Source organism: Streptomyces cinereospinus (assembly GCF_042430725.1).
Classification (GTDB): Bacteria; Actinomycetota; Actinomycetes; order Streptomycetales; family Streptomycetaceae; genus Streptomyces; species Streptomyces cinereospinus.
In genome coordinates, this window is record NZ_JBHMCY010000042.1 from 1 (window position 1) to 26069 (window position 26069).

Sequence of the window (26069 nt, forward strand, 5' to 3'; positions counted from 1 at the left end):
CCGGGGCCGCCGTCGCGGCGGCCTGCGTGACGGGCGGCGGCCTGTGGTACTTCGGCACGGACCCGGGGACCGGCACCGAGGAGTCGGGCGCCGCCCGTACCGCCGCCGCTCCGGCGGCGGACCGCTCGGCGCCCAGCCCCGCGCTCAGCTCCGCGACCGCCTCCCCGTCCCCGTCCCCGTCCCCGTCCTCGTCGCCGTCGCCGTCGCCGTCGCCGTCCCCGTCCGCCTCCGCGTCGCCGTCCGAGACGGCGAGACCCTCCACGAGCCCGCGACCCACCCGGAAGGCCGAGCCGGCCCCCCGGCCGTCGACGCCGCCGGTGCCGAGCTCGCCCAGCGCCCCGCCGGCGCGGCCCGCCCCCGCGGGGACCGTGGCACGCGTGGTCGCGCTGGTGAACCAGGAGCGCGCGGCGGCCGGTTGCGGTCCGCTCACGGAGGACGCGCAGCTGAACCGGGCGGCGCAGGGCCACTCGCAGGACATGGCCGCCCGCGGCTTCTTCGACCACACCAACCCGGACGGCGCCGACCCCGGGCAGCGCACCACCGCCGCGGGCTACGAGTGGTCCACGTACGGGGAGAACATCGCCCGGGGCCAGCAGACCCCGGAGGCGGTGATGGAGTCCTGGATGAACAGCCCCGGCCACCGCGCCAACATCCTCAACTGCTCGTTCGAGGACATCGGCGTGGGCGTCCACCACGGATCGGGCGGACCGTGGTGGACGCAGAACTTCGGCGCCCGGCGGTGAGACCGGTACCGGCGGGGCGGCGGTACCAGGCACCCCCGGTACCAGGCACCCTCCCGGTATCAGGCCCCCGCGCCGGGCGACGAGGCCGCCCGGACGGCATCGGGCGGACGGCCGGCGCGTCCGCGCGCGGGTCAGCGCGCCGACAGGTCCGCTTCGCCGCCGGGCGCCTCACAGCCGTGCGCTGTCGCCGGGACCGGCCCGGGGTGCGGCACCGGCAGGGTGGCGCACCAGAAGCGCTCCAGCACCCGGGACGCCTCCAGGGCGGCGCCGGGCTGGCGGGACCGGATCTGCACGCCGGCCGTGATCGCGAGGGACGGTGGCGGCCATGTCCTCGACCACCACACCCGGTGCGAGGCTGCCGTCGCGCCGGGCGTCCTCCAGCAGCAGCCGCAGCAGCAGCGCGGCCAGCCGGCGGCGCAGCACCGGCACGGCCCCCTCGGCGCGGTCGCAGCTGACCCGGAACCCGGCCCGTACGATCACGTCGCCGCCCAGCAGCTCGGCCAGCTCACCGGTGGTCGCCACCATCGCCGGCAGCGCCGGACCGGCCTCGCGCGCCCGGGCGGCGGCCGGCCGGGCCGGCTGCGCCGGAGCGCCGGGGCCGGCCGCGTTGTGCGTGTTTGCCGGGCGGCGAGCGCGACGGTGCCCGGCACCCGGGGTCCCGGCGATGCCGGACCGGCCCTAATCCTCCGGGCGGTCCGCCCCGGCCGGGCCGCCGGCGCGCCGGGCCAGCAGGGAGTCGAGGATCTCCCCGGCCCGTACGGCGGTGGTGGACAGCAGGGTCGAGGTGAGGCCGTGGGTGTGCTCGGTGCCGCCCTGGAGGTAGATGTCGGCGGTGACGTTCGGGGCCGTCACCACGCGGTGGTCCCGGCCGACCCGCAGGGTGTCCTCCTCGTCGCGCAGGCAGAGCTTGGCCAGCTCGCCGAGGTGGTCGCCGATGCCCTGGGGCTGGTAGCCGGTCGCGTAGACCAGCAGGTCCGAGGCGATGACCTCGCGTTCGCCGGTGGGCAGGAACTCCACGGTCACCCGTACGTCGGCCGGCCCGGCCTCGACCTCGCGGATCCGTGAGACGTTCATCATCCGCAGCCGCTGCCTGCCCTGGACCTTCTCCTGGTACATGGTCCGGGACAGGGCCTCGATCAACTCCATGTCCACGACCGAGTAGTTGGTGCTGCGGTGGTAGTCGAACAGCGACCGTTTCACCTCGCGGGGCGCACCGTAGTAGAGGTCGACGGCCTCGGGGTCGAAGATCCGGTTGGCGAACGGGCTGTCGTCGGCCGGGGTGAAGCCGTACTTGGCGAACACCGAGCAGATCTCGGCGTCGGGGAAGGTGCGGTGCAGGTAGTCGACGGCCTCCGCCGCGCTCTGCCCGGCGCCGAGCACGACGGCGCGGCGCACCGGCGCGGCGGAGCGCACGAGATCGTCGACGCGCGGCAGCAACTCGCTGGTGTGCCAGACCCGTTCGGAGCGTTCGGCGCCGGGTGGCAGGTGCGGCTCCAGCCCGGTGGCGACGCAGAGGGCGCGGGCCCGGTGGACGGTCGTGTGCTCCGGGGCGGCCGGATCCCGGGTGGTGACGTCGAAGTGGCGGACCTCGCCGCGGTCGGTGACGGGCCGTACGGAGAGGACCTCCGCGGAGTACCGCACGAGCGGCGCGACCCGGCCGGCCGCCCACGCGAAGTAGTCGTGGAACTCGATGCGCAGCGGGAACAGCGTCTTCTGGTTGAGGAAGTCGACCAGTCGGCCCCGTTCGCGCAGGTAGCACAAGAAGCTGAAGTCACTGGTGGGGTCGCGCATGGTCACCAGGTCCTTGAGGAACGACACCTGCATCGTGGCGTCGTCGATGAGCATGCCGCGATGCCAGCCGAACCGGGGCTGCCGTTCGAGGAACAGGGCCCGCAGCCCGCCGTCTCCGTGGGCCGTCGCGCCGTGCTCCTGAAGTGCGATCGCCAGGGCGAGATTGGACGGCCCGAAGCCGATGCCCAGAAGGTCGTGGATGGTATCCGGCCCGCTCTGCAGTGTCGTCACCGCTTCATCGCCTCCCGTGAAGGGGGGCCGACAGTGTTCCCAAAGTTGGAACACGGCCTCCCCCAAGCAGGCACATGCTAGATAAGGTAAGCCTTACCTAGCAATGCCTGAGGAGGCTCTTATGCGGGTCGTCATGTTCGGCTATCAGACGTGGGGGCACCGGACGCTGCGGGCTCTGCTCGGCTCCGGGCACGAGGTGGTGCTGGTCGTCACCCACCCCAGGAGCGACCACGCGTACGAGAAGATCTGGAGCGACTCGGTCGCCGACCTCGCCGAACAGCACGGTGTACCGGTGCTGTTGCGCAACCGGCCGGGCGACGACGAACTCCTCGGCGCGCTCAAGGAGGCCGAGCCGGACATCATCGTGGCGAACAACTGGCGCACCTGGCTGCCGCCGGAGATCTTCGACCTGCCCCCGCACGGCACACTCAACATCCACGACTCGCTGCTGCCCGCCTACGCCGGTTTCTCGCCGCTGATCTGGGCGCTCATCAACGGCGAGAAGCAGGTCGGCGTCACCGCCCACCGCATGGACGCCGAACTCGACATGGGGGACATCCTGCTCCAGCGGGCGGTGCCGGTCGGCCCCGCCGACACCGCGACGGACCTGTTCCACCGCACGGTCGACCTCATCGGCCCGATCGTGACCGACGCCCTCGACCTCATCGCCTCCGGGGAGGCGGTGTGGACTCCGCAGGACCGCTCCCGCTCCAGCTTCTTCCACAAGCGGTCCCTGGAGGACAGCCGGATCGACTGGACCTGGCCCGCGGAGGACCTGGAGCGCTTCGTGCGGGCCCAGTCGGACCCGTATCCCAACGCCTTCACCCACCACCGTGGCCGGCGCCTGCGGATCGTCTCGGCCACCGTCTCCCAGGGGCGCTACGGGGGCACACCGGGGCGGATCTTCATCCGGGAGGGCGACGGGGTGGTGGTCGTCGCCGGCGCCGGGGCCCGGTCCGGCCGCCTGCCCGGGCTGGTGGTGAAGCGGGTGCGCACCGAGGACGGCACCGAGCACGCCGCCACCGACTACTTCCGCACGATGGGCGGCTATCTGACGGACCGTCCGTGACCGGGCCGGGCGGGGCGCACCGGCGACGCCGTGCCGGTGCGCCCCGCCCGGCGCCCGCCCGTACGACAACCCGCCGTCCCCCCGGGGGGTTCAGCCGTGCGGGCCCGGCACGGCGACGGCGGCCGGCGCGTCGGGGCTCTCGTGGTGGCGGCCCATCGGGATCACCATCGGCGTCCGGCTGACGGGGTCGTCGCCGACCACGCACCGCAGCCCGAAGACCTCCTCCACCATCGCGGCGGTGACCACCTCGGCGGGCGCGCCCTCGCCCACCACGCGGCCGGCCTTCATGGCGACGACGTGGTCGGCGTACCGGCAGGCCTGGTTCAGGTCGTGCAGCACCATCACGACCGTGCGGCCCTGATGCCGGTTCAGGTCGGTGATCAGGTCCAGCACGTCGATCTGGTGCGCGAGGTCCAGATACGTCGTCGGCTCGTCCAGCAGCATCACCGGGGTGCCCTGCGCCACCGCCATGGCGATCCAGGCGCGCTGCCGCTGCCCTCCGGAGAGTTCGTCCACGGCGCGGTGCGCGAGGTCGGTCATCGCCGTGGCCCGCAGCGCCTCGTGCACGGCCTGCTCGTCGGCGGCCGACCACTGCCGCCACCACGTCTGGTGCGGTGAACGCCCGCGCCCCACCAGGTCCACCACGGTCAGCCCCTCGGGGGCGACGGGCGTCTGCGGCAGGATGCCGAGCCGCTGGGCGAGGGCGCGGGTAGGGATCGAGTGGACCGAGCGCCCGTCGAGGTAGACGGCACCGGACCGTGGGGTGAGCAGCCGGGCCAGCGCCCGCAGCAGCGTGGACTTGCCGCACGCGTTCGCGCCGACGATCGCCGTGATCCGGCCGGACGGGATCGCCACGTCGAGACCCTCGACGACGACCCGGTCGTCGTACGCCAGGCGCAGGCCCTCGGCGCGCAGGTCGGGGCCGTCGACGGGACCTTCGTGCGGCTCGTGCTTCGATGACACGTTGTCAGCCTCCTGAACCTGCGCGGTTGGCGCGGACGAGCAGCCACAGCAGCACGGGCGCGCCCAGCACGCCGGTGACGATCCCCAAGGGCAGTTCCGTGTCCGGGATCAGCCTCCGGGCGATCAGGTCGGACCCGAGCACCAGCACGGCGCCGGTCAGCCCGGCGGCCACGGGCGGGGGGACGGCGGTGCCGGCCAGGCGCTGGGCGACCTGGGGTGCGGCCAGCGCCACGAACGCGACCGGCCCGGCGGTCGCGGTGCCGAAGGCGACCAGTCCGACGGCGATCAGCAGCACGGCCACCCGGACGGTCTGGACGCGGGTCCCCAGGCCCCGGGCGACGTCGTCGCCGAGTTGCAGGGTCCGCATCAGCCGCCCCAGCACCAGGGCCGCCGGCACCAGCACGGCCATGGTCGCGGCGAGCGGGCCGATCTGCTGCCAGGTGCGGCCGTTGAGGTTGCCCACCAGCCAGCCGAGCGCCGCCTGCGCCTGGAACTGCCGGCCGTGGGCCATGAGGTAGTCGGTGGCGCTGGTGCAGATCCACGCGATGCCGACGCCGACCAGGACGATGCGGTACCCGGTGGCGCCGCGGCTCCAGGCCAGGACGTACACCAGCAGCGCGGCCGTCAGCGCGCCGAGCAGGCCCAGGACCTGGGTGCCCGGGCCGTCGTCCCAGCCGAGGACGATGCCGGCCACCACCGCCGTGCCGGCACCCTGGGTGATGCCCATCATGTCGGGGCTGGCCAGCGGGTTGAGCGTCATGGTCTGCAGCAGGGCGCCCGAGACGCCGAACGCGATGCCGACCAGCAGCCCCGCCAGGGCGCGCGGCAGGCGCAGTTCGTGCACGATCAGCCGGGTGCCGGGGTCGCCCGCGCCGACCAGGGCCCGCAGCACGTCGGTGAGCGGCAGGCCGATGTCGCCGACGGCGGTCTCCACGCAGAAGGCGAGGAAGGCGCAGGCGGCGAGCGCCAGGCACACGGCCACCAGCCGGGGCCGCAGCACCCCGGAGACGGGCGGGACGCCGAGCCGGAAGGGGACGCGGCCGGCGGAGCGGGGGACGGTGACCCGGTCCGCCGGGTCCCTCCGGTCCGCCCCGGGCACGAGTTCGGTCGTCATGGGGTCACCCCTTCGCGCGTCGGTCCGGCACGGTCCACGCCGTGGCGCGTCCCGCCACCCCCGCGTCGGTTCGTCATGGTTCACAGCTCCGCGAGTCGGCGGCGGCGGACCAGGGCGATGAAGAACGGGCCGCCGAGGAAGGCGACCAGGATGCCCGCCTGGATCTCGACCGGGCGGGCGATCAGCCGCCCGGCGATGTCCGCCGCCAGCAGCAGGCAGGGGGCGAGCACCGCCGACAGCGGCAGCAGCCAGCGGTGGTCGGGGCCGAGGCCGGCGTACTGCGCCAGGACGCGCGCGATGTGCGGGACGACCAGGCCGACGAAGACGACCGGGCCGATCACGGCGACCGCTCCGCCGGTGAGCAGCGTGACGGCCACCACCCCGCAGACCCGGACCGTGCCCAGTCTCAGGCCCAGCGACTTCGCTACGTCGTCGCCGAGGGCGAGGCTGTTCAGGGCGGGGGCGCAGGCCAGCGCGAGGACGGCGCCGACGGCCAGGAACGGCAGCACGCGCAGCAGGACCTGGTCGTCCTGGTGGGCGAGCGAGCCCGCGGACCAGAAGCGGTAGCGGTCGAGGGCGTCGGGGTCGGTCAGCGCGACCGCGCTGGTCAGGGAGAACAGCAGCGAGGTCACGGCGACGCCGGCCAGGGCCAGCTTGACCGGCGTGGACCCCGACCGGCCGAGCCCGCCCAGCAGGTAGACCAGCACGCTGGCCGCCAGCGCACCGGCGAAGGCGAACCAGACGTAGCCGTACACCGAGCCGATGCCCAGGACGCCCACCGACAGCACGACGGCGAAGGCGGCCCCCGCGCTCACGCCCAGGATGCCCGGGTCGGCCAGCGGATTGCGGGTCAGTGCCTGCATCAGCGCCCCCGACAGGCCCAGCGCGGCCCCCGTCGCGAGGCCGAGGGCGGTGCGCGGCAGGCGTACGGACCAGATCACGTTCTCCACACGGGAGTTCGGCGCGTCGCCCAGCAGCGTGTCCCAGACCTGGTCGAGGGGCACGGCGAGCGCGCCGTACGCCATGGACAGGGCGCACAGCGCGAGGAGCGCCGCGCCGCAGAGCGCGAGCAGTACGACTGCGCGGGGGCCTTTCGCCGCCCGGACCGCTGAGGTCCCCACGTCAACTTCCTTAGATGAGGCTTGCCTTGGTCAAGCGTAGGGCGAGACGGGCCGGCATCCCACCCCTGGGTGAATCAGGTGCGCACTCTGTGAATTAGGTAACCCTTACCTTAGTATGACGGCCGACCCCCGGCCCAGGGCCGGGACCGACCCGCTGGGGAGGCACGCTGCTGTGTGCGGTTCCGAAGAAGTCCTGGCGTACTGGCGGCGGACACTGACTCCGCCTCCGCTGGAGATCTCCCTGCCCACCGACCGGCCCCACCCGGCGCGACCAGGCCCGGAACGGCACACACGCACGCTGGCCGGGCTCCCGGACGCCGCCGACGCCGAACTGCTCGCGGCGTTCGTCGCCCTGCTGCACCGCTACAGCGGCGCCAACGACCTCGCCGTCGGCCACGACGGACTGCCGGTGCGGGTCTCCGTGGACCGGGAGCCCACCTTCCGGGAACTGGTCCGGCGGGTGGCGCAGGCGTGGGAGGAGGCCGAGGCCTTCCGGGTGCCCGCCGACCTCCTGGTCGACGAACTGCGCCCCCGGCCGACCCGGGGCGGGGGACTGTTCTGCAACACGGCGTTCGCGACGGCGGCCCGGCCCGCCGGGGACCTGCCCGGTCCGGCCGACGTGCTGCTGGAGGTGCGCGAGGGCACCGCGCGGGCGGCGTACGACCCCCGCCTGTTCGACTCCACCACCGTCGAACGGCTGCTCGGCCACTACCGCACCCTCCTCGCCGACGCCCTGGCCCGCCCCGACACGCCCGTGGCCCGGCTCGACCTGATGGACCCGCAGGAGCTGCGGCAGGTCGTCACCGACTGGAACGCCACCGAGCACGCGGTACCGCCGCACACCTGGCCCGCCCTCTTCGCCGAGCAGGTCCGGCAGCGGCCCGGCGCCGTCGCCCTGGTCTTCGAGGACGAGGAACTCACCTACGCCGAACTGGACGAGCGGGCCAGCCGGCTGGCGCACGCCCTGATCGCGCGCGGCGCCGGCCCCGAACGCATCGTCGCGCTGGCACTGCCCCGCTCCACCGACCTGATCGTCGCCGAGGTCGCCGTCCTGAAGTCCGGCGCCGCCTACCTGCCGGTCGACCACGACTACCCGGTGGACCGCATCGCGTACATGCTCGGCGACGCCGCACCCGTGTGCATGGTGACCACCGAGGAGACCGCGCGGGATATGCCCGGGCGGGACGGCATGACCCTGCTCGCCCTCGACTCCCCGGGCACGGCCGCGGAACTGGCCGCGCGGCCCGCCCACGACCCCGGCGCACCCCTCTGCGTCCACAACGCCGCCTACGTCATCTACACCTCCGGCTCGACCGGCCGCCCCAAGGGCGTCGTCCTCGCCCACAGCGGCGTCGCGAAGCTCGTCGCCACGCAGACCGAGCGGTTCGGCATCGGACCGCACAGCCGGGTGCTCCAGTTCGCCTCGCCCAGCTTCGACGTCGCCTTCTGGGACCTGTGCCTGGGCCTGCTCTCCGGCGGCCGGCTGGTCGTCGTACCGGCCGAACGGCGGGTGCCCGGCGCGCCGCTCGCCGACTACGCCGACGCCCACGGCGTCACCTTCATGATCCTGCCCCCGGCGCTGCTCGCCGCCCTGCCCGACGACGTACGGCTGCCGCCCACGGCCACGCTGCTGGCGGGCACCGAACGCGTCTCACCGGAGCTGGTGGGGCGCTACGCGCGCGGGCGGATGATGTTCAACGCGTACGGGCCCACGGAGGCCACCACCAACTCCACGCTCGGCCGGTGCGATCCGGACATCCCGGCCGGTGCCATCGTGCCGATCGGCGTCCCCGACCCCGGCACGCGCGCGTACGTCCTCGACGCGTTCCTCCGGCCGGTCCCCGCCGGCGTCACGGGCGAGCTGTACCTGGGCGGCGCGGGCCTGGCACGGGGCTATCTGGGCCGCCCGGACCTGACCGCCGAGCGGTTCGTCGCCGACCCCTTCGGCGCGCCCGGCGAACGCCTCTACCGCACCGGCGACCTGGTGCGCTGGCGGGCCGACGGACGACTGGAGTTCCTCGGCCGGGTTGACGCCCAGGTCAAGATCCGCGGCTTCCGCATCGAGCCCGGCGAGATCGAGTCCGTGCTGCGCGGCCATCCGGCCGTCGACCAGGTCACCGTGGTCGCCCGTGAGGACCGCCCCGGCGACCGGCGGCTCGCCGCGTACGTCGTGCCCGCCCTGGACGGGCCCCGCGGCACCGGCCCGGACGCGCGGGTGGAGGAGTGGCGGCAGCTGCACGAACTCCTCTACGGCGCCGCCGGATCCGAGGGGGCACCGGCGGACTCCGCCGGCCTGCGGGAGAACTTCGCGGGCTGGAACAGCATGTACGACGGCAGGCCGATACCGGTGGCCCAGATGCGCGAGTGGCGGGACGCCACCGTCGAGCGCGTCCGCGGACTCGGCCCCGTCCGCCGGGTGCTGGAGATCGGCGTGGGCAGCGGCCTGATCCTGTCCCGGATCGCGCCGGACTGCGAGACCTACTGGGGCACGGACCTCTCCCACGAGGCGATCCGCGCCCTGCGCGCCCAGCTGGCGGCCGACCCGCGGCTCGCCGCGAAGGTCGAGCTGCGCGCCCAGCCCGCCCACGACACCGGCGGACTGCCCACCGCATTCTTCGACACCGTCGTCCTCAACTCCGTCGCCCAGTACTTCCCGAGCGCCGAGTACCTGCTCGACGTCCTGCGCGGGATCTCCGGCCTGCTCGCGCCGGGCGGGCGGATCCTCGTCGGCGACGTGCGCAACCTGCGGCTGCTGCGCGCCCTGCGCGCCGCCGTCGGGACCCGCCGCGCGGGCGGCGCGCAGGACCCGGCGGACGCGGACAAGAGCGCGCTGCGCACGGCCGTCGAGCAGTCGGTGCGCTGGGAGGGTGAACTCCTGCTCGACCCGGACTTCTTCGCCGCGCTCGACGGCTTCGACGCCGACGTGCGGATCAAGCGGGCCGTCCACCACAACGAGCTGAGCCGGTACCGGTACGACGTCGTCCTGCGCCCCGGCGCACCCGCCGCCGGCGACCCCGGCGGACGGGAGGTCCACTGGGCCGCCGTCGGCGGCCTCACCGGCCTGGCCGCCCTGCTGGCCGACCGGCCGCGCCGGCTGCGGATCACCGGGGTGCCCAACGCCCGGCTCACCGACGACCTGGCGGATTTGCGGCGACTGGACGGCAGCGGACAGGAGGCGGCCCCCGGCGTCGACCCCGAGGACGTGCACACCCTGGCCGCCGAGCACGGCTACCAAGCGGCCCTCACCTGGAACGGCGCCGCCGACGACGGCGCCTTCGACGCGCTCCTCGCCGCCGACGGCCCGCCCACCGGGCGCTACCGCACCGCCGGGGCCTTCCCGCACGCCAACCGTCCCGCCCCGTTCCGTGACGTGACCGCCCTGATGCGGACCCTGCGCGCGCACGCCGCCGAGTGGCTGCCCGACTACATGGTGCCCTCGGCGTTCGTCCCGCTGCACGCCCTGCCGGTCACCCCCAGCGGCAAGATCGACGCCAAGGCGCTGCCCGTCCCGGACCGCGCGGCGATGAGCTCCGGCCGCCCCCCGCGCACCGCCCGCGAGGAACTGCTCTGCGCGCTCTACGCCGGCGTGCTCGGACTGGACTCGGTGACGGCCGAGGACGACTTCCTCGCCCTCGGCGGCGACAGCATCACCGCCATCCAGCTGCTGGTCCGCGCGCGGGCGGCCGGACTCGCACTCACCACGCGCGACGTGTTCCGGCACCGTACGGTCGAGGCCCTCGCCAGGGCCGCCGTCGAGCGCACCGGCGGGCACACCGCCGAACAGCTCGCCGACCGTCCGCTGGTGACGGCCGACCCGGGCGAACTGGCCGGGATCCAGGGCGCCCGGCCGCTCGCGATCGAGGAGCTGCTCCCGCTCACCCCGCTCCAGCAGGGCTTCTTCTTCCACGCCCTGAGCGGCGCTCCGGACGGGGACGCCTACGTGGTGCAGCAGGTGCTCGACCTGGCCGGGCCGGTCGACGGACCCGCCCTGCGCCGCGCCGCGCAGCGCCTGCTGGACCGGCACGCCCCGCTGCGGGCCGCCTTCCGCCGGCGCGCGGACGGCACCCCGGTCCAGATCATCACCCGGGACGCCGAACTGCCCTGGCGGGAGGCCGACCTGTCGGCGCGGGACGGCGAGGTCCGCGAGGCGCTCGCCGACGCGGTGGCCGCCGACGAGCGGGCCAGCGGCTTCGACCTGGCCGACCCGCCGCTGCTGCGCTGCGCGCTGATCCGGCTCGCCGGACACCGCAGCCGGCTGGTGCTGACCTTCCACCACATCGTCGCCGACGGCTGGTCGCTGCCGGTGCTGCACCGCGAGCTGATGGCCTGTTACGGCACCGGCACCCCGCAGCTCCCGGACGTCACCCCGTACCGCGCCTTCCTGCGCCGCCTCGCCGCCCGGGACCACGACGCGGCCCGCGCCGCCTGGCGCACCGCCCTCGCCGGGGTCGACGAACCCACCCGGCTGGTCGACGCCCCGGGCACCGGAACCCCGGCACGGCCGTCGCAGGTACGGGTGGAGCTGCCCGAGTCGACCACCGCGCGCCTCACCGAGCGGGCCCGCGCACACGGCGTCACCCTCAGCACGGTGGTCCAGGCCGCCTGGGGGCTGCTGCTGGGCAGACTGACGGGCCGGGACGACGTGGTGTTCGGCACCACCGTCTCCGGCCGGGACAGCGAGGTGGACGGCATCGCCTCGATGGTGGGCCTGTTCATCAACACGGTGCCGACCCGCTTCCGCTGGCGCCCGGGCGAGCCCCTCGGGGAGCTGCTGGCCCGCCTCCAGGACGAGCAGGCCGGCCTCCTGGACCACCAGCACCTCGGCCTGGCGGAGATCCAGCGGCTGGCCGGGCACGCCGGCGGGGGCGAACTCTTCGACACCCTGCTGGTGTTCGAGAACTACCCGGCCGACCAGGACCTGCGCGACGCGTCGGGCTCCGTCCGGATCACCGGCGACGCGTTCCACGACACCGTCCACTATCCGCTCGCCCTCGTCGTCAAGCCCGGCCGCCGGCTGGACCTGCGGCTCAAGCACCACGCGGAACGGCTGGACGCCGACCGGGCGCGCGCGCTCGGCGACCGGCTGGCCCGCGTCCTGGAGGCGATCGCCGACGACCCGGCACGCCCGGCCGCCGCCGTCGAGCTGCTCTCGCCCGACGAGGCCCTGCGGGCGCACCCGGCCGGCGAGGAGCGCGCCGTCCCGGAGACCACCCTGGCCGGGGCGTTCGCGGCGCAGGCCGCCCGGACGCCGGAGGCGACCGCCGTCGTCTTCGAGGGCGAGCGGCTGACCTACGCCGAACTGGACGCGCGCGCGGAGGTGCTGGCCGAGCGGCTGCGCGGGCGCGGCGCGGGTCCCGGGGCCTTCGTCGCGGTCGCGGTCCCGCGCTCGGCCGAGCTGATGGTCGCGCTGATCGGCGTGCTGAAGTCGGGCGCCGCCTATCTGCCGGTGGACCTGGACTACCCGGCGGACCGGGTGGCGCACATGCTCGCCGACTCCGGCGCCACGGCGGTGGTCACCCTGGCCGCGAGCGCCGCCCGGCTGCCCCGGCAGGCCCCTTTCGTCCTGCTCCTCGACGACGCCGCGCAGCCGGACGGTGAACGCGCCGCCCCCCGCGCCGCCGCCCGCGCGGCCCGCTGCGACGACCCCGCCTACCTCATCTACACCTCCGGCTCGACCGGCCTGCCCAAGGGCGTGGTCGTCGCCCACCGCGCCGTCGTCAACCGGCTCGCGTGGATGCAGGACACCTACCGGCTCACCGCCGGTGACCGGGTGCTGCAGAAGACGCCGTCCAGCTTCGACGTGTCGGTGTGGGAGTTCTTCTGGCCGCTCCTCGAAGGCGCGGCCGTCGTCCTCGCCCGGCCGGACGGCCACCGCGACCCGGCCTACCTGGCGGCGCTCGTCCGCGAGCAGGGCATCACCACGATGCACTTCGTGCCGTCCATGCTGGCGGCGTTCCTCCGGTCCGACGAGGTGATTGGCGACCCCGCCTGGGCGGCCTCCCTGCGCCACGTGTTCAGCAGCGGCGAGGCGCTGCCCACGGCCGCCGCGCGCCGCTGGCGGGAGCTGACCGGCGTACCGCTGCACAACCTGTACGGCCCGACCGAGGCCGCCGTCGACGTCACGTACCACCCGTACGGCGACGACGGGCAGCCGGCCGTGCCCATCGGGCGGCCGGTGTGGAACACCGGCCTGCGGGTCCTGGACTCCTGCCTGCGCCCGGTGCCCGACGAGGTGCCGGGCGAGCTGTACCTGACGGGCGTGCAGCTCGCGCGCGGCTACCACGCCCGCCCCGCGCTGACCGCCGAACGCTTCACGGCCGACCCCTACGGCCCGCCCGGCAGCCGCATGTACCGCACCGGCGACCTGGTGCGGCGCCGCGCGGACGGCGTGGTCGAGTACCTGGGCCGCACCGACCGGCAGGTCAAGCTGCGCGGCAACCGTGTCGAACCCGGCGAGATCGAGGCCGCGCTGACCCGCCTGCCCGAGGTGGCCCAGGCGGCGGTGACCGTACGGGACGACGCCCTCGTCGCCTACGTGGTGCCGCCGGCCGGCGCCGCCCCCGACGCGGCCGCGCTGCGCGACGCCCTGTCCGGCACCCTGCCCGCCCCCATGGTCCCCGGCGCCTACGTCGTCCTCGGCGCCCTGCCGCTCACCCCCAGCGGCAAGCTGGACCGGGCCGCGCTGCCCGCCCCGCGGGCCGTACGGGCCGCCGCCCGCGCCCCGCGCACCCCGCGGGAGCGGCTGCTCGCGGAGATCTTCGCCGCCGTCCTCAGGCTCACCGACGTCGGCGCCGACGACGACTTCTTCCTGCTCGGCGGCGACAGCATCAGCTCCATCGCCGTCTCCAGCCGGGCCCGCCGCGCGGGCCTGGCGCTCGACCCCCGTCACGTCTTCGAACACCGCACCCCGGCGGCGCTGGCGGCGGCGGTCACCGCCGAGGAGCCCGCCGCGACGGCGCCGGCCGGTCCGGCCCTCGCCCTGACCGAGGAGGAACGGGCGCGGGTGGAACGGCTCGCCCCCGGCGGCGTCGCCGACGTGTGGCCGCTCGCCCCGCTCCAGGAGGGCCTGTTCTTCCACTCCACGTACGACGACGGCGCCCTCGACGTCTACACCGTCCACGAGTCGTTCGACCTGGCCGAACGGGTGGACGCCGAGCGGCTGCGGGCCGCGACCCGCACCCTGCTCGACCGCAACCCCGGCCTGCGCGCCGGGTTCACCGGCGACGGGCTGCGCCGGCCCGTGCAGTTCATCGTGCGGGACGCCGAGATCCCGCTGACGGAGGTCGACCTGTCCGGGCTGCCGCCGGCCGAACAGGACCGGCGCCTGCGGCGGCTGATGGACGAGGAGCGCGCCCGCCGCTTCGACCTGTCCCGCCCGCTGCTGTTCCGGATGCTGCTGGTCCGGCTCGGCGCGGCGCGCGGGGACCGGCTCGTCGTCGGCCGCCACCTGATCCTGTGGGACGGCTGGTCCGCCTGGCTCTTCCTGGACCAGCTGTTCGCGCTGTACGAGAGCGGCGGCGACCCGGCCGGCCTGGCCCGCCCCGGTTCCTACCGCGACTACCTGACCTGGCTGGAGCGGCAGGACGGCACCGAGGCCACCCGCGCGTGGCGCGCCGCGCTGGCCGGTTTCGACGAGCCGACGCTGCTGGTGCCCGCCGTCGACGACCGGGGCCTGCAACCGGTGATTCCCGAGCACCTCGACGCCGTCCTCGCCCCGGCGGCGGCCGAGCGGCTGCGCGACACCGCCCGCCGCCACGGCCTGACCCCCAACACGGTGCTCAACGCGGCATGGGGTCTGGTCCTCGCCAGTGCGACGGGCCGCTCCGACATCGTGTTCGGCACCACGGTCGCCGGACGGCCGAGCGAGGTGCCGGACGTCGAGAACGTCATCGGCATGTTCCTCAACACCGTGCCCGCGCGCATCGCCCTCGACCCGCGCGAGCCGGTGCTCGGGCTGCTGCGCCGCATCCAGGGCGAGCGGCTGGAGCTGATGCCGCACGAGTACCTGGGCCTCGGCGTGCTCCAGGCCGAGACGGGCCACCGGCGGCTGTTCGACACGCTGTTCGTGCTGCGCAACGCCGACACCGACGAGCGGCTCGCCGCGCTGCGCGACCGGCACGGCGCGACGGCCGTCGCCAACGTCGACGCCACGCACTACCCGGCCAACCTGGTCGTCACCCCCGGCGAGCGGGTCCGCGTCACCCTCGCCTACCGTCCGGACCTGCTGGACGAGGCGTACGCGCGCGGCCTGCTGGACCGGTTCGTCCTCCTGGTGGACCGGCTGGTGGCCGACCCGGCCGCGCCGGTCGGCTCGCTGGACGCGCTGCTGCCCGCCGAGGCCGCCGCACTCGCCCGCGAGGAGGCCGGCCGGCGGCAGCCGGTGCCGCACGAGACGGTCGCCGACATGCTGGCCGCCCAGGCCGCCCGCACCCCCGACGCGACGGCCCTGGTGTGCGGCGCGCGGACCGTGACGTACGCCGAACTCGACGCGCGCTGCAACCGGATGGCCCGCCTGCTGATCGCGCGCGGCGCGCGCCCCGAGACGGTCGTCGCGCTGGGCCTGCCGCGGTCCATCGACACGGTGGTGGCGCTCTTCGCGGTGCTGCGCACCGGCGCCGCCTACCTGCCGCTGGAGCTGGATCACCCGGCGGAGCGGCTGTCGCAGACGCTGGCCGACGCCCGCCCCCTGCTCCTGCTGTCGACCCGGGCGGTGTCCGGCACACTGACGGGCGCCACCCCGCGCGTCCTGCTCGACGCCCCCGAGGTGGCGGCGGAACTCGCGGGCCTGCCCGCGGACCCCGTGCACGTCTCCTTCAGCCTGGACCACCCCGCGTACGTCATCTACACCTCCGGCTCCACCGGTCGCCCCAAGGGCGTGGTCACGCCGTACGCCGGCCTGACCAACATGCAGCTCAACCACCAGAAGGAGATCTTCGCCCCGGCGATCGCCGCGGCGGGCGGGCGGCGGCTGCGCATCGCGCACACCGTGTCGTTCGCGTTCGACATGTCCTGGGAGGAACTGCTGTGGCTCGTCGAGGGCCACGAGGTGCACATCTGCGACGAGGAGCTGCGGCGCGACGCCACCGCGCTGGTCGCGTACTGCGAGGAGCACCGCGTCGACGTGGTGAACGTGACGCCCACCTACGCCCACCTCCTGATCGAGGAGGGCCTGCTGGAGGGGCACCGGCCGCCGCTGGTGCTGCTCGGCGGCGAGGCGGTCACCGAGGCGGTCTGGAACACCCTGCGGGACACCGAGGGGACGTACGGCTACAATCTGTACGGGCCCACCGAGTACACCATCAACACCCTCGGCGGCGGCACCCACGACAGCGCCACACCCACCGTGGGCCGCCCGATCCGCGCCACCCGGGCCCGCGTCCTGGACCCCTGGCTGCGGCCGGTGCCGGACGGCGTGGCGGGCGAGCTGTACATCGCCGGCGTGGGCCTGGCCCGCGGCTACCTCGACCGGCCGGGGCTGACGGCCGAGCGGTTCGTGGCCGACCCCCACGGGCGGCCCGGCGAACGCGTCTACCGCACCGGCGACCTGGTGCGCCGGCGGCCCGACGGCAACCTGGACTTCCTCGGCCGCACCGACGACCAGGTCAAGATCCGCGGCCACCGGGTGGAGCTCGGCGAGATCGAGACGGTGCTCGCGCAGCACCCCGGGGTGTCCCAGGCCGCCGTCGTCGCCCGCGACGACACCGCCGCCCCCGGCACCAAGCGCCTGGTCGGTTACGTCGTCCCGGCCGACCCCGGCGCCGAGGACGTCCAGCGGGCCGAGCGGGAGCAGATCGGCGAGTGGCGGGACATCTACTCGGCCGAGTACACCGAGATCGGCACCGCCGTCCGTACCGAGGACTTCGCCGGCTGGGACAGCTCCTACGACGGCGAGCCGATCCCGCTGGAGCACATGCGTGAGTGGCGCGAGGCCACCGTGGAACGCATCCGTGAGCTGCGGCCGCGGCGCGTGCTGGAGATCGGCGTCGGCTCCGGACTGCTGCTGTCGCGACTCGCCCCGGACGCCGAGTCGTACTGGGCGACGGACTTCGCCGAGCCCGTGATCCGCAAGCTCGGCGAGGACCTGGAGGCCGATCCCGAGCTGGCGGGGAAGGTGCGGCTGCGCTGCCGGCCGGCGGAGTCGACGGACGGCCTGCCGGCCGGCTGGTTCGACACCGTCGTCATCAACTCCGTCGTGCAGTACTTCCCGAGCCTGGACCATCTGCACCGGGTGATCCGGGGCGCCCTGCGGCTGCTCGCGCCGGGCGGCGCCCTGTTCCTCGGCGACGTGCGCGACCTGCGCCAGGCCCGCGTCTTCCAGACCGGCGTCCAGCGCGCCCGCGCGGGCACGGACACCGACCCCGAGGCGCTGCGCCGGGCGGTGGACCGGGGCCTCGCGCTGGAGAAGGAACTCCTCGTCGACCCCGACTGGTTCGCCACGCTCGGCGTCGGCGTCGAGCTGCGCACCAAGGCCGGACGGCACCACAACGAGCTGACGCGCTACCGCTACGACGTGGTGCTGTACGAGGGCGAGGGCGCCGAGGCCGCCGTACGGCTGGACACCGCACCCGTGCTCGACTGGTCCGGCACGGCCGCGCTCGCCGCCCGCCTGGACGGCACCCGGCCGCTGCGGGTGCGGCGCATACCCGACGCGCGGACGGCGGACGACCTCGCGGCGACCCGGGCGATGGACGCCGGCCGTCCGCCCGCCCCCGCGCCACCGGGCGAGGAGCCCGAGGAACTGCGGCGGCTGGGGGAGGCCCACGGCCACCGGGTGCTGACCACCTGGTCCGACGAACCGGGCTTCTTCGACGCCGTGTTCGTCCCCGGCACCGAACCCCGGCGCACCTGCGGCCTGCACCGCCCGCGCCCGGACCGGGGCACCGCCCCGTACGCCAACACCCCCACCGCCGGCCGCGGCCACGGCGCGCTCGTCCGGCGGCTGCGCGAGGACCTCGGGCAGCGGCTGCCCGGCTACATGGTCCCGGCCGCCTTCGTGGTCCTGCCCCGGCTGCCGATGAACGACAACGGCAAGCTCGACGTGCGGGCCCTGCCGGACGCCGAGCCCGCGGTGGCCCTGTCGCACGGGCGCGGGCCGCGCACGCCCGTCGAGGAGGTGCTGTGCCGTCTCTTCGCCGAGGTGCTGGGGCTGCCGCACACCGGCGCGGAGGACGACTTCTTCGACCTGGGCGGCCACTCCCTGCTGGCCACCCGGCTGATCGGCCGGGCCCGCACCGAGCTGGGCGCGGAGCTGGCGATCCGGGACCTGTTCGAGGCGCCGACCCCCGAGGCGCTGGCGCTGCGCGCGGACGCCGGACGGCCCGCCCGGCCGGTGCCGGTGCCGGTCGCCGAGCGGCCCGCCCGGATCCCGCTGTCGGCGGCCCAGCGGCGGCTGTGGCTGGTGGAACGGATCACCGGGGGCGGGGCCGCGTACAACTTCCCGCTGGTCTTCCGGCTCCGCGGCGCGCTGGACCCGGCCGCGCTGCGCGCCGCGCTGCGCGACGTGACGGACCGCCACGAGGCACTGCGCACCCGGATCCTGGAGGAGGACGGCGAGCCGTACCAGTGGATCGCGGCGCCGGGCGAGGCCGAGCCGGAGTTCCTGGTCGCCGACTGCGCCGAGGCGGAGCTGCCCGCGCGGATCGAGGCCGCCCAGCGGCGCCCGTTCGACCTGCGCAGCGAACTCCCGGTCCGCGCCGAGGTGCTGCGGCTCGGGGCCGACGACCACGTCGTGGCGCTGCTGCTGCACCACATCACCACCGACGAGTGGTCGGACCGGCCCTTCCTGACCGACCTCGACGCCGCGTACCGGGCCCGCCGCGCCGGGCGCGCCCCCGACTGGCCCGCCCTGCCGGTCCAGTACGCCGACTACACCCTGTGGCAGGACACGCTGCTCGGCCAGGTCGGCGCGGCCCAGCTCGCCCACTGGACCGGTGTCCTGCGCGACCTGCCAAAGGAACTGGCCCTGCCCGTGGACCGGCCGCGGCCGGCCGAGCCCACCGGGCGGGGCGGCAAGGTCCGCCTGGAGCTGGCCCCGGACACCGGCCGCGCCCTGCGCGAGCTGTCCCGGGCCACCGGGACCAGCATGTTCATGCTGTTCCAGGCCGCCACCGCCGCACTGCTGCACCGGCTGGGCGCGGGAGAGGACATCCCGCTCGGGGCGCCGGTCGCCGGCCGCGCCGACGAGGCCCTGAACGACCTGGTCGGTTTCTTCGTCAACACCCTGGTCCTGCGCACCGACCTGTCCGGCGGTCCCACCTTCCGCGAGCTGCTGGCCCGGGTCCGTGAGGCGTCCCTGGCGGCGTTCGAGCACCAGGACGTGCCCTTCGACCAGGTGGTCGAGGCCGTCAACCCGCCGCGCGTGGCGGGCCGCAACCCGCTGTTCCAGGTCATGCTCGGCTACCACCACCGGCCCGACGGCGACCCCGGCGTGCTGGACCTGCCGGCCGAGTGGTTCGACATGGACACCGGCACCGCCAAGTTCGACCTGCACGTCACCTTCGTCGACGAGACCGGCCCGGGCCGCCTGGTGCTGCTCCTGGAGTACGCGCGGGACCTGTTCGACGGGTCGACCGCCGCGCGGCTGGCGCACCGTCTGATCCGGCTGCTGGAGCAGGCGGCCGCCGACCCGGACCGGCCCGTGCGCGACCTCGACGTCCTGGACGCGGACGAACGCCGGCTGGTGGTCGAGCGGTTCAACGACACCGCGCACGACGTCGCGCCGACGACCCTGCCCGAGCTGTTCCGCGCCCAGGCGGCCCGGACCCCGCACGCCCTCGCCCTGATCGCCGGCGAAGAGCGCCTGACCTACGCCGAGCTGGACGCGCGGGTCGAGCACACGGCCCGCGTGCTGGCCGGCCGCGGGGTGGGCCCGGAGCGCACGGTCGCCGTGGCGCTGCCCCGTTCGGCGGAACTGGTGGTGGCCCTGCTGGCGGTCCACCGCGCCGGTGGCGCGTACCTGCCGCTCGACGCCGACCAGCCCGCGGAGCGGCGGGCGCTGATGCTGGCGGAGGCCCGGCCGGTGTGCGTGATCGAGGACGCGCTGCCGCGGGGGCCGTACGGCGCGCTGCCCGCCTCCCACGACCCGGACGGCCCGGCGTACGTGATCTACACCTCGGGGTCCACCGGCCGCCCCAAGGGCGTGGTCGTCCCGCACCGCGGCATCGCCAACCGGCTGCTGTGGATGCAGCACGCCTACCGGCTCACCGCCGAGGACCGGGTGCTGCAGAAGACCCCGGCCGGCTTCGACGTGTCGGTGTGGGAGTTCTTCTGGCCGCTGATCACCGGGGCCGCCCTGGTCGTCGCCCGGCCGGACGGCCACCGCGACCCCGCCTACCTGGCCCGGCTGATCCGGGAACAGGACGTGACCACCGCGCACTTCGTGCCCTCGATGCTCCAGGTCTTCCTGGAGGAACCCGGCGCCGCCCGGTGCACCGGCCTGCGCCGGGTGCTGTGCAGCGGCGAGGCGCTGCCGCTGCCGCTCGCCCACCGCTTCCACCGGACGCTGCCGGCCCGGCTGCACAACCTGTACGGCCCGACCGAGGCGTCGGTCGACGTCACCGCGGTCGAGGTGCTCCCCGACGCCGGACGCGTGGTCATCGGCCGGCCCGTGTGGAACACCCGCGCCCACGTCCTGGACGCCGCGCTGCGGCCGGTCCCGCCCGGCGTCGCGGGGGAGCTGTACCTGGCGGGCGTCCAGCTCGCCCGGGGCTACCTGGACCGGCCCGCCCTGACCGCCGAGCGGTTCCTCGCCGACCCGTACGGCGGTCCGGGCACCCGCATGTACCGCACCGGCGACCTGGCGGCCTGGCGGCCGGACGGCACCCTGGAGTTCCTCGGCCGCACCGACCACCAGGTCAAGATCCGCGGCGTGCGGGTCGAACCCGGCGAGATCGAGGCCGTCCTCGCCCGGCACCCCGCCGTCGCCCGTACCGTCGTCGTGGCGCGGGACGACCGGCTCGTGGCGTACGTCGTCCCGGCCCCCGGGCAGGTCCCCGACCCGGCGGCGCTGCGCCGCCACACCGGCGCCGCCCTGCCCGAGCACATGGTCCCCGCGGCCTTCGTCCCGCTCGACGCGCTGCCGCTGACACCCAACGGCAAACTCGACCGCGGGGCCCTGCCGGAGCCCGATCCCGCGGCCGGGACCGGCGCCGGCGGCCGTCCGCGCGACGCCCGCGAGGAGATCCTGTGCGGCCTGTTCGCGGACGTGCTGGGGGTGCCGCGGGTCGGCGTCGACGACGACTTCTTCGCCCTGGGCGGCCACTCGCTGCAGGCCATGCGGCTGGCCGCCCGGATCAGGGCCGCGTTCGGCACCGAGGTGTCCCTGCGCACGGTCTTCGACGCCCCGGCCGTGTCCCGCCTCGCGGAACGGCTCACCGGCACCCGGGCCGCCGGCCCGTCCCGCCCGGCGCTGTCCGCCCGGCCGCGCCCCGAACGGCTGCCGCTCTCCTCCGCCCAGCAGCGCCTGTGGGTGCTGTACCAGGTGGAGGGCGCCTCCGCGACGTACAACATCCCCTCGGCCCGGCGGCTGACCGGTGCGCTGGACCTCGACGCGCTGCGGGCCGCGGTGCACGACCTGGTCCGCCGGCACGAGACGCTGCGCACCGTCTTCCCCGACGAGCAGGGCCGGCCCTTCCAGCGGGTGCTGCCCCCGTCCGAGGCCCGGATCCCGTTCGAGGTCGAGGACGTCGACGCGGCACGGCTGCCCGAGCGGCTGGAGCGGGCCGGGGCCCACGGCTTCGCGCTGGACCGCGAACCGCCGCTGCGCGTCCACGTGTTCCGCACCGGCGAGCAGGAGTGGACACTGCTGCTCCTGCTGCACCACATCGCCGGGGACGAGTGGTCGCAGGGCCCGCTGGACCGGGACCTGGCGCTCGCCTACGCGGCCCGGACCGCCGGGCGGGCGCCCGGCTGGGCGCCGCTGCCGGTCCAGTACGCCGACTACACGCTGTGGCAGCGGGAGGTCCTCGGCGACGAGAAGGACCCGCGGAGCCCGGCCGCGCGGCAGATCGCCTACTGGCAGGAGACGCTGGCCGGACTCCCCGAGGAGCTGGCGCTGCCCGTCGACCGGCCCCGCCCGCCGGAGGCGAGCCACCGCGGCGGCGCCGCCGACCTGTCACTCGACGCCGGACTGGCCGCGGAGCTGCACCGGCTGGCGCGCGACCACGGCGTCAGCGTCTTCATGGTGGTGCAGGCCGCCGTGGCGACCCTGCTCACCAGGCTGGGCGCCGGGCACGACATCCCGATCGGCAGCCCCATCTCCGGACGGACCGACGCGGCCCTGGAGGACCTGGTCGGCTTCTTCCTCAACACCCTGGTGCTGCGCACCGACACCTCCGGCGACCCGGCCTTCCGGGACCTGCTCGCCCGGGTGCGGGAGACCGACCTCGCCGCCTTCGACCACCAGGACGTGCCGTTCGAGCGGCTGGTCGAGATGCTCAACCCGCCCCGGTCGCTGGCCCGCCACCCGCTGTTCCAGGTGATGGTGGTGTACCTGGCGCCCGGCGGGGACGACGGCGGGCTGCCCGGGCTGCGGGCCCGCCGCGACACCGTGGCGCAGACCACGGCGAAGTTCGACCTGTCCTTCGACTTCGTGGAGCGCGCCGACGGCGCGGTCGACGGCGTGCTGGAGTACAGCGCCGACCTGTTCGACCACGCCACCGCGCAGTCCTTCGCGGACCGCCTGCGGCGGATCCTGCGGGCCGTGGCCGCCGACCCCGGCCTGCCGCTCGGGCGCATCGACGTGCTCGCCGAGGCGGAGCGTGAGCGGCTGCTCGGCGGATGGCACAGCCGCCCCCTCAACGCCGCGCCGAGCACCGTGCCCGCGCTGTTCGAGGAGCGGGTGCGCCGGTGCCCGGACCTGCCCGCCGCCGCCTCCGACGGCGCCGAGCTCAGCTTCACCGAGCTCAACACCGAGGCCAACCGCCTGGCCCGCCTCCTGGCCGCCGGCGGCGCGGGCCCCGAGCGGTACGTGGCCCTGGCGCTGCCGCGCACCGCGCGCTTCCTGGTGGCCGTCCTCGCGGTGCACAAAGCGGGAGCGGCGTACCTGCCGCTCGACCCGGACGCCCCGCTGGACCGCACGGCGGGCATCCTCGCCGACGCCCGCCCGGTGCTGACGCTCACCACCCGCGAGCTCGCCGCCGCACTGCCGCCCGGCACCGGGCCCCTGATCCTGGACGAGCCCGGCACGGCCGCACGGATCGCGGCGCAGGACGGCACCGACCTGACGGACGCCGACCGGGCCGCCCCGCTGACGCCCGCGCACCCGGCGTACGTCATCTACACCTCCGGCTCCACCGGCCGCCCCAAGGGGGTCGTGGTCACCCACGCGACCCTGGGCCACCTCTTCCACAGCCACCGCGAGACCCTCCACCGGCGGGCCGTCGAGATCACCGGGCGGCGCCACCTGCGGGTGGGCCACGCCTGGTCCTTCTTCTTCGACGCCTCCTGGCAGCCCCAGCTGTGGCTGCTCGACGGGCACTGCGTCCACGTGGTCTCCGAGGAGGTGCGGCGCGACCCCGAACTGCTCGCGGCGGCCGTCACCGCGCACCGCTTCGACTTCCTGGAGGTCACCCCGTCGTTCTTCGCGCAGATGGCCGACAGCGGTCTGCTGGACGGCGACGACTGCCCCCTCGCCGTGGTCGGCGTGGGCGGCGAGGCCGTACCGGTGGCGCTGTGGCGGCGGCTGGCCGCGCTGCGCGGCACGGAGGCGTTCAACCTGTACGGGCCGACGGAGTCCACCGTGGACGCCCTGGTGGCCCGGGTCCGCGACAGCGAACGCCCGCTCGTGGGGCGGCCGGTGGCCGGCACCCGGGCGTACGTCCTGGACGGGCTGCTCCAGCCGGTGCCGCCCGGGGTCACCGGAGAGCTGTACCTGGCGGGCGGCGGTCTCGCCCGGGGCTACCTGGGCGATCCGGCCCGCACCGCCGAGCGGTTCGTGGCCGACCCGTTCGGCGGCCCGGGCGCGCGGCTGTACCGCACCGGGGACCTGGCGCGCTGGACCGCCGACGGGCGCGTCGACTACCTCGGCCGGGCCGACGACCAGGTCAAGATCCGCGGTTTCCGCATCGAACCGGCCGAGATCGAGTCCGCCCTGGCCGCCCATCCCGACGTCGCCCAGGCGCTGGTGACGGTACGTCAGGACGGTGACCGCAAGCTGCTGGTGGCCCATGTGACACCGGCCGGGGAGGCGGCGCCCCGTCCCGGGGAGCTGCGCGGCCATGCCGCCGCCCGGCTGCCGGAGCACATGGTCCCGGCGGCGGTGGTCGTCCTGGAGCGGTTCCCCCGGCTGGCCAACGGCAAGCTGGACCGCGCCGCGCTGCCCGCGCCGGACTTCTCGGCGCTGTCCTCCGGCCGCGCGCCCAGCACCCCCGTGGAGGAGCTGCTGTGCACGGTCGTCGCCGAGGTGCTGGGCCTGGCACGGGCCGGTGTCGACGACGACTTCTTCGCCATCGGCGGTGACAGCATCGTGGCGATGCAGCTCGTCGGCCGCGCCCGCGCGGCCGGGGTGCGGATCACCCCCCGGCTGGTCTTCCGGCACCGCACCGTCGCGGCGCTGGCCGCGGTGGCCGAGACCGCCGACGCCGCCCGGCCGCACCCGCACGACGACGGCACCGGAACCGTACCGCTCACCCCGGTCATGCACTGGCTGCGCGAACTGGGCGGCCCGATCGCCACCTACCACCAGTCCGCGCTGGTCCGCACCCCGGCCGACCTCGACCTGCCCGGCCTGACCGCCGTGCTCCAGGCGCTGGCCGACCGCCACGACCTGCTGCGGGCCACCCTGGTACGGTCCGCGCCCGGCGCCACGCGGGACTGGTCGCTGCACGTCCCGCCCGCCGGCGCGGTCGACGCCGCCGGGTGGATCGACCGCGTCGACGTGGCGGGCCTGGACGCCGAGGCGCTCGCCGGGACCGTACGGGACCACGCGCACGCGGCCCGGGCACGGCTCGACCCGGACGCGGGCGCCATGGTCAGGGCGGTGTGGTTCGACGCGGGCGGCGCGCCCGGACGGCTGCTGCTGATGGCCCACCACCTGGTGGTGGACGGGGTGTCCTGGCGGGTGCTGCTGCCGGACCTGGCGACGGCCTGGCAGCACGTCGCCGCCGGCCGGCCGGCGCGGCTCGCCCCGGTGGGGACCTCGTTCGCCCGCTGGTCCCGGCTGCTCACCGAGCTGGCCCAGGACCCGGCCAGGGAGGCCGAACTGCCCGTGTGGAGCGCCCTCCTGGACGGCGCCGGCCGGCCGTTCCCCCTGACCCGGGAGCCCGACCCGGACCGCGACACCACCGCGACCCGGCGGGAGCTGGCGCTGCGGCTGCCCGCCGGGCGGACCGGGCCGCTGCTGTCCACGGTGCCCGCCGCGTTCGGCGCGGGCGTCGACGACGTGCTGCTCGCCGGCCTCGCCCTGGCCTTCGCCGACCGGCGGCGGCGCGACGGCGGCGCCGGCGGCTCCGTCCTGGTCGACCTGGAGGGCCACGGCCGTGCGGAGGAGCTGGCCGGCGACGACGTCGACCTCTCCCGCACGGTGGGCTGGTTCACCAGTGTCTTCCCGGTGCGCCTCGATGCCGGCCCGGTGGACCTGGCCGACGCGTTCGCGGGCGGACCGGCGGCCCGGGAGGCCGTGCGCCGGGTCCGCGCCCACCTGGCCTCGCTCCCCGCGAACGGCGTCGGCTACGGCATGCTGCGCCACCTCAACCCCCGGACGCGCGAGGCGCTGGCCGGGCACGAGGAGGCCCGCGTCGAGTTCAACTACCTGGGCCGGTTCGGCATCCCCGAGGAGACCGACTGGTCGTACGCGCCGGAGGAGGAGGTGGCCGACATCGGCCCGGAGCCCGCGATGCGGCAGGGCCACGCGCTGGAGATCAACGTGGTCACCGAGGACCGGGCGGACGGGCCGGTGCTGGCCGCCCACTGGTCCTACCTGGAGGGCCTGCTGCCGCGCGAGACGGTCCGGGACCTGGCCGGGACCTGGTTCAGGGCGCTGGAGGGACTGGTCGCGTGCGCGGAGCGCGACGCGCGGCCGTGACACACGAGGAGAGGAA

8 protein-coding genes are annotated in these 26069 nt (G+C 75.7%); 3 read left to right on the forward strand and 5 right to left on the reverse strand.

Annotation, left to right across the window (positions count from 1 at the left end; all coding sequences use genetic code 11):
- The coding region (locus ACFF45_RS21515; RefSeq protein WP_381348057.1) for a CAP domain-containing protein at window positions 1-743 on the forward strand (743 nt) is incomplete at its 5' end.
- A gap of 168 nt (window positions 744-911) precedes the next feature.
- Here the strand turns inward: ACFF45_RS21515 and ACFF45_RS21520 are convergent.
- Together ACFF45_RS21520 and ACFF45_RS21525 are read right to left on the reverse strand one after the other, a co-directional pair.
- Entirely contained in the window at window positions 912-1268 is a 357-nt protein-coding gene (locus tag ACFF45_RS21520; protein WP_381348058.1) for a hypothetical protein, read from the reverse strand.
- Window positions 1269-1421: 153 nt separating this feature from the next.
- Window positions 1422-2765, reverse strand: a complete 1344-nt coding sequence (locus tag ACFF45_RS21525) for a lysine N(6)-hydroxylase/L-ornithine N(5)-oxygenase family protein (RefSeq protein ID WP_381348059.1) — start codon at window positions 2763-2765, stop codon at window positions 1422-1424.
- Window positions 2766-2886: 121 nt separating this feature from the next.
- On the opposite strand from ACFF45_RS21525, the gene ACFF45_RS21530 reads away from it, so the two are divergent.
- A complete protein-coding gene (locus ACFF45_RS21530) occupies window positions 2887-3834 on the forward strand; it encodes a methionyl-tRNA formyltransferase (protein ID WP_381348060.1) in 948 nt (315 codons plus the stop codon).
- A 90-nt stretch (window positions 3835-3924) separates the two neighbouring features.
- Here ACFF45_RS21530 and ACFF45_RS21535 read toward each other — a convergent pair whose 3' ends face one another.
- The 3 genes from ACFF45_RS21535 to ACFF45_RS21545 form a co-directional block, all read right to left on the reverse strand.
- A complete protein-coding gene (locus ACFF45_RS21535; protein ID WP_381348061.1) occupies window positions 3925-4797 on the reverse strand; it encodes an ABC transporter ATP-binding protein in 873 nt (290 codons plus the stop codon).
- Window positions 4798-4801: 4 nt separating this feature from the next.
- A complete protein-coding gene (locus ACFF45_RS21540; protein WP_381348062.1) occupies window positions 4802-5911 on the reverse strand; it encodes a FecCD family ABC transporter permease in 1110 nt (369 codons plus the stop codon).
- An 80-nt stretch (window positions 5912-5991) separates the two neighbouring features.
- Complete coding sequence (locus tag ACFF45_RS21545; RefSeq protein WP_381348063.1) at window positions 5992-7032, reverse strand: FecCD family ABC transporter permease; 1041 nt, start codon at window positions 7030-7032, stop codon at window positions 5992-5994.
- 172 nt (window positions 7033-7204) lie between these two features.
- On the opposite strand from ACFF45_RS21545, the gene ACFF45_RS21550 reads away from it, so the two are divergent.
- Window positions 7205-26053, forward strand: a complete 18849-nt coding sequence (locus tag ACFF45_RS21550; protein WP_381348064.1) for a non-ribosomal peptide synthetase — start codon at window positions 7205-7207, stop codon at window positions 26051-26053.
- Window positions 26054-26069: the final 16 nt, after the last annotated feature.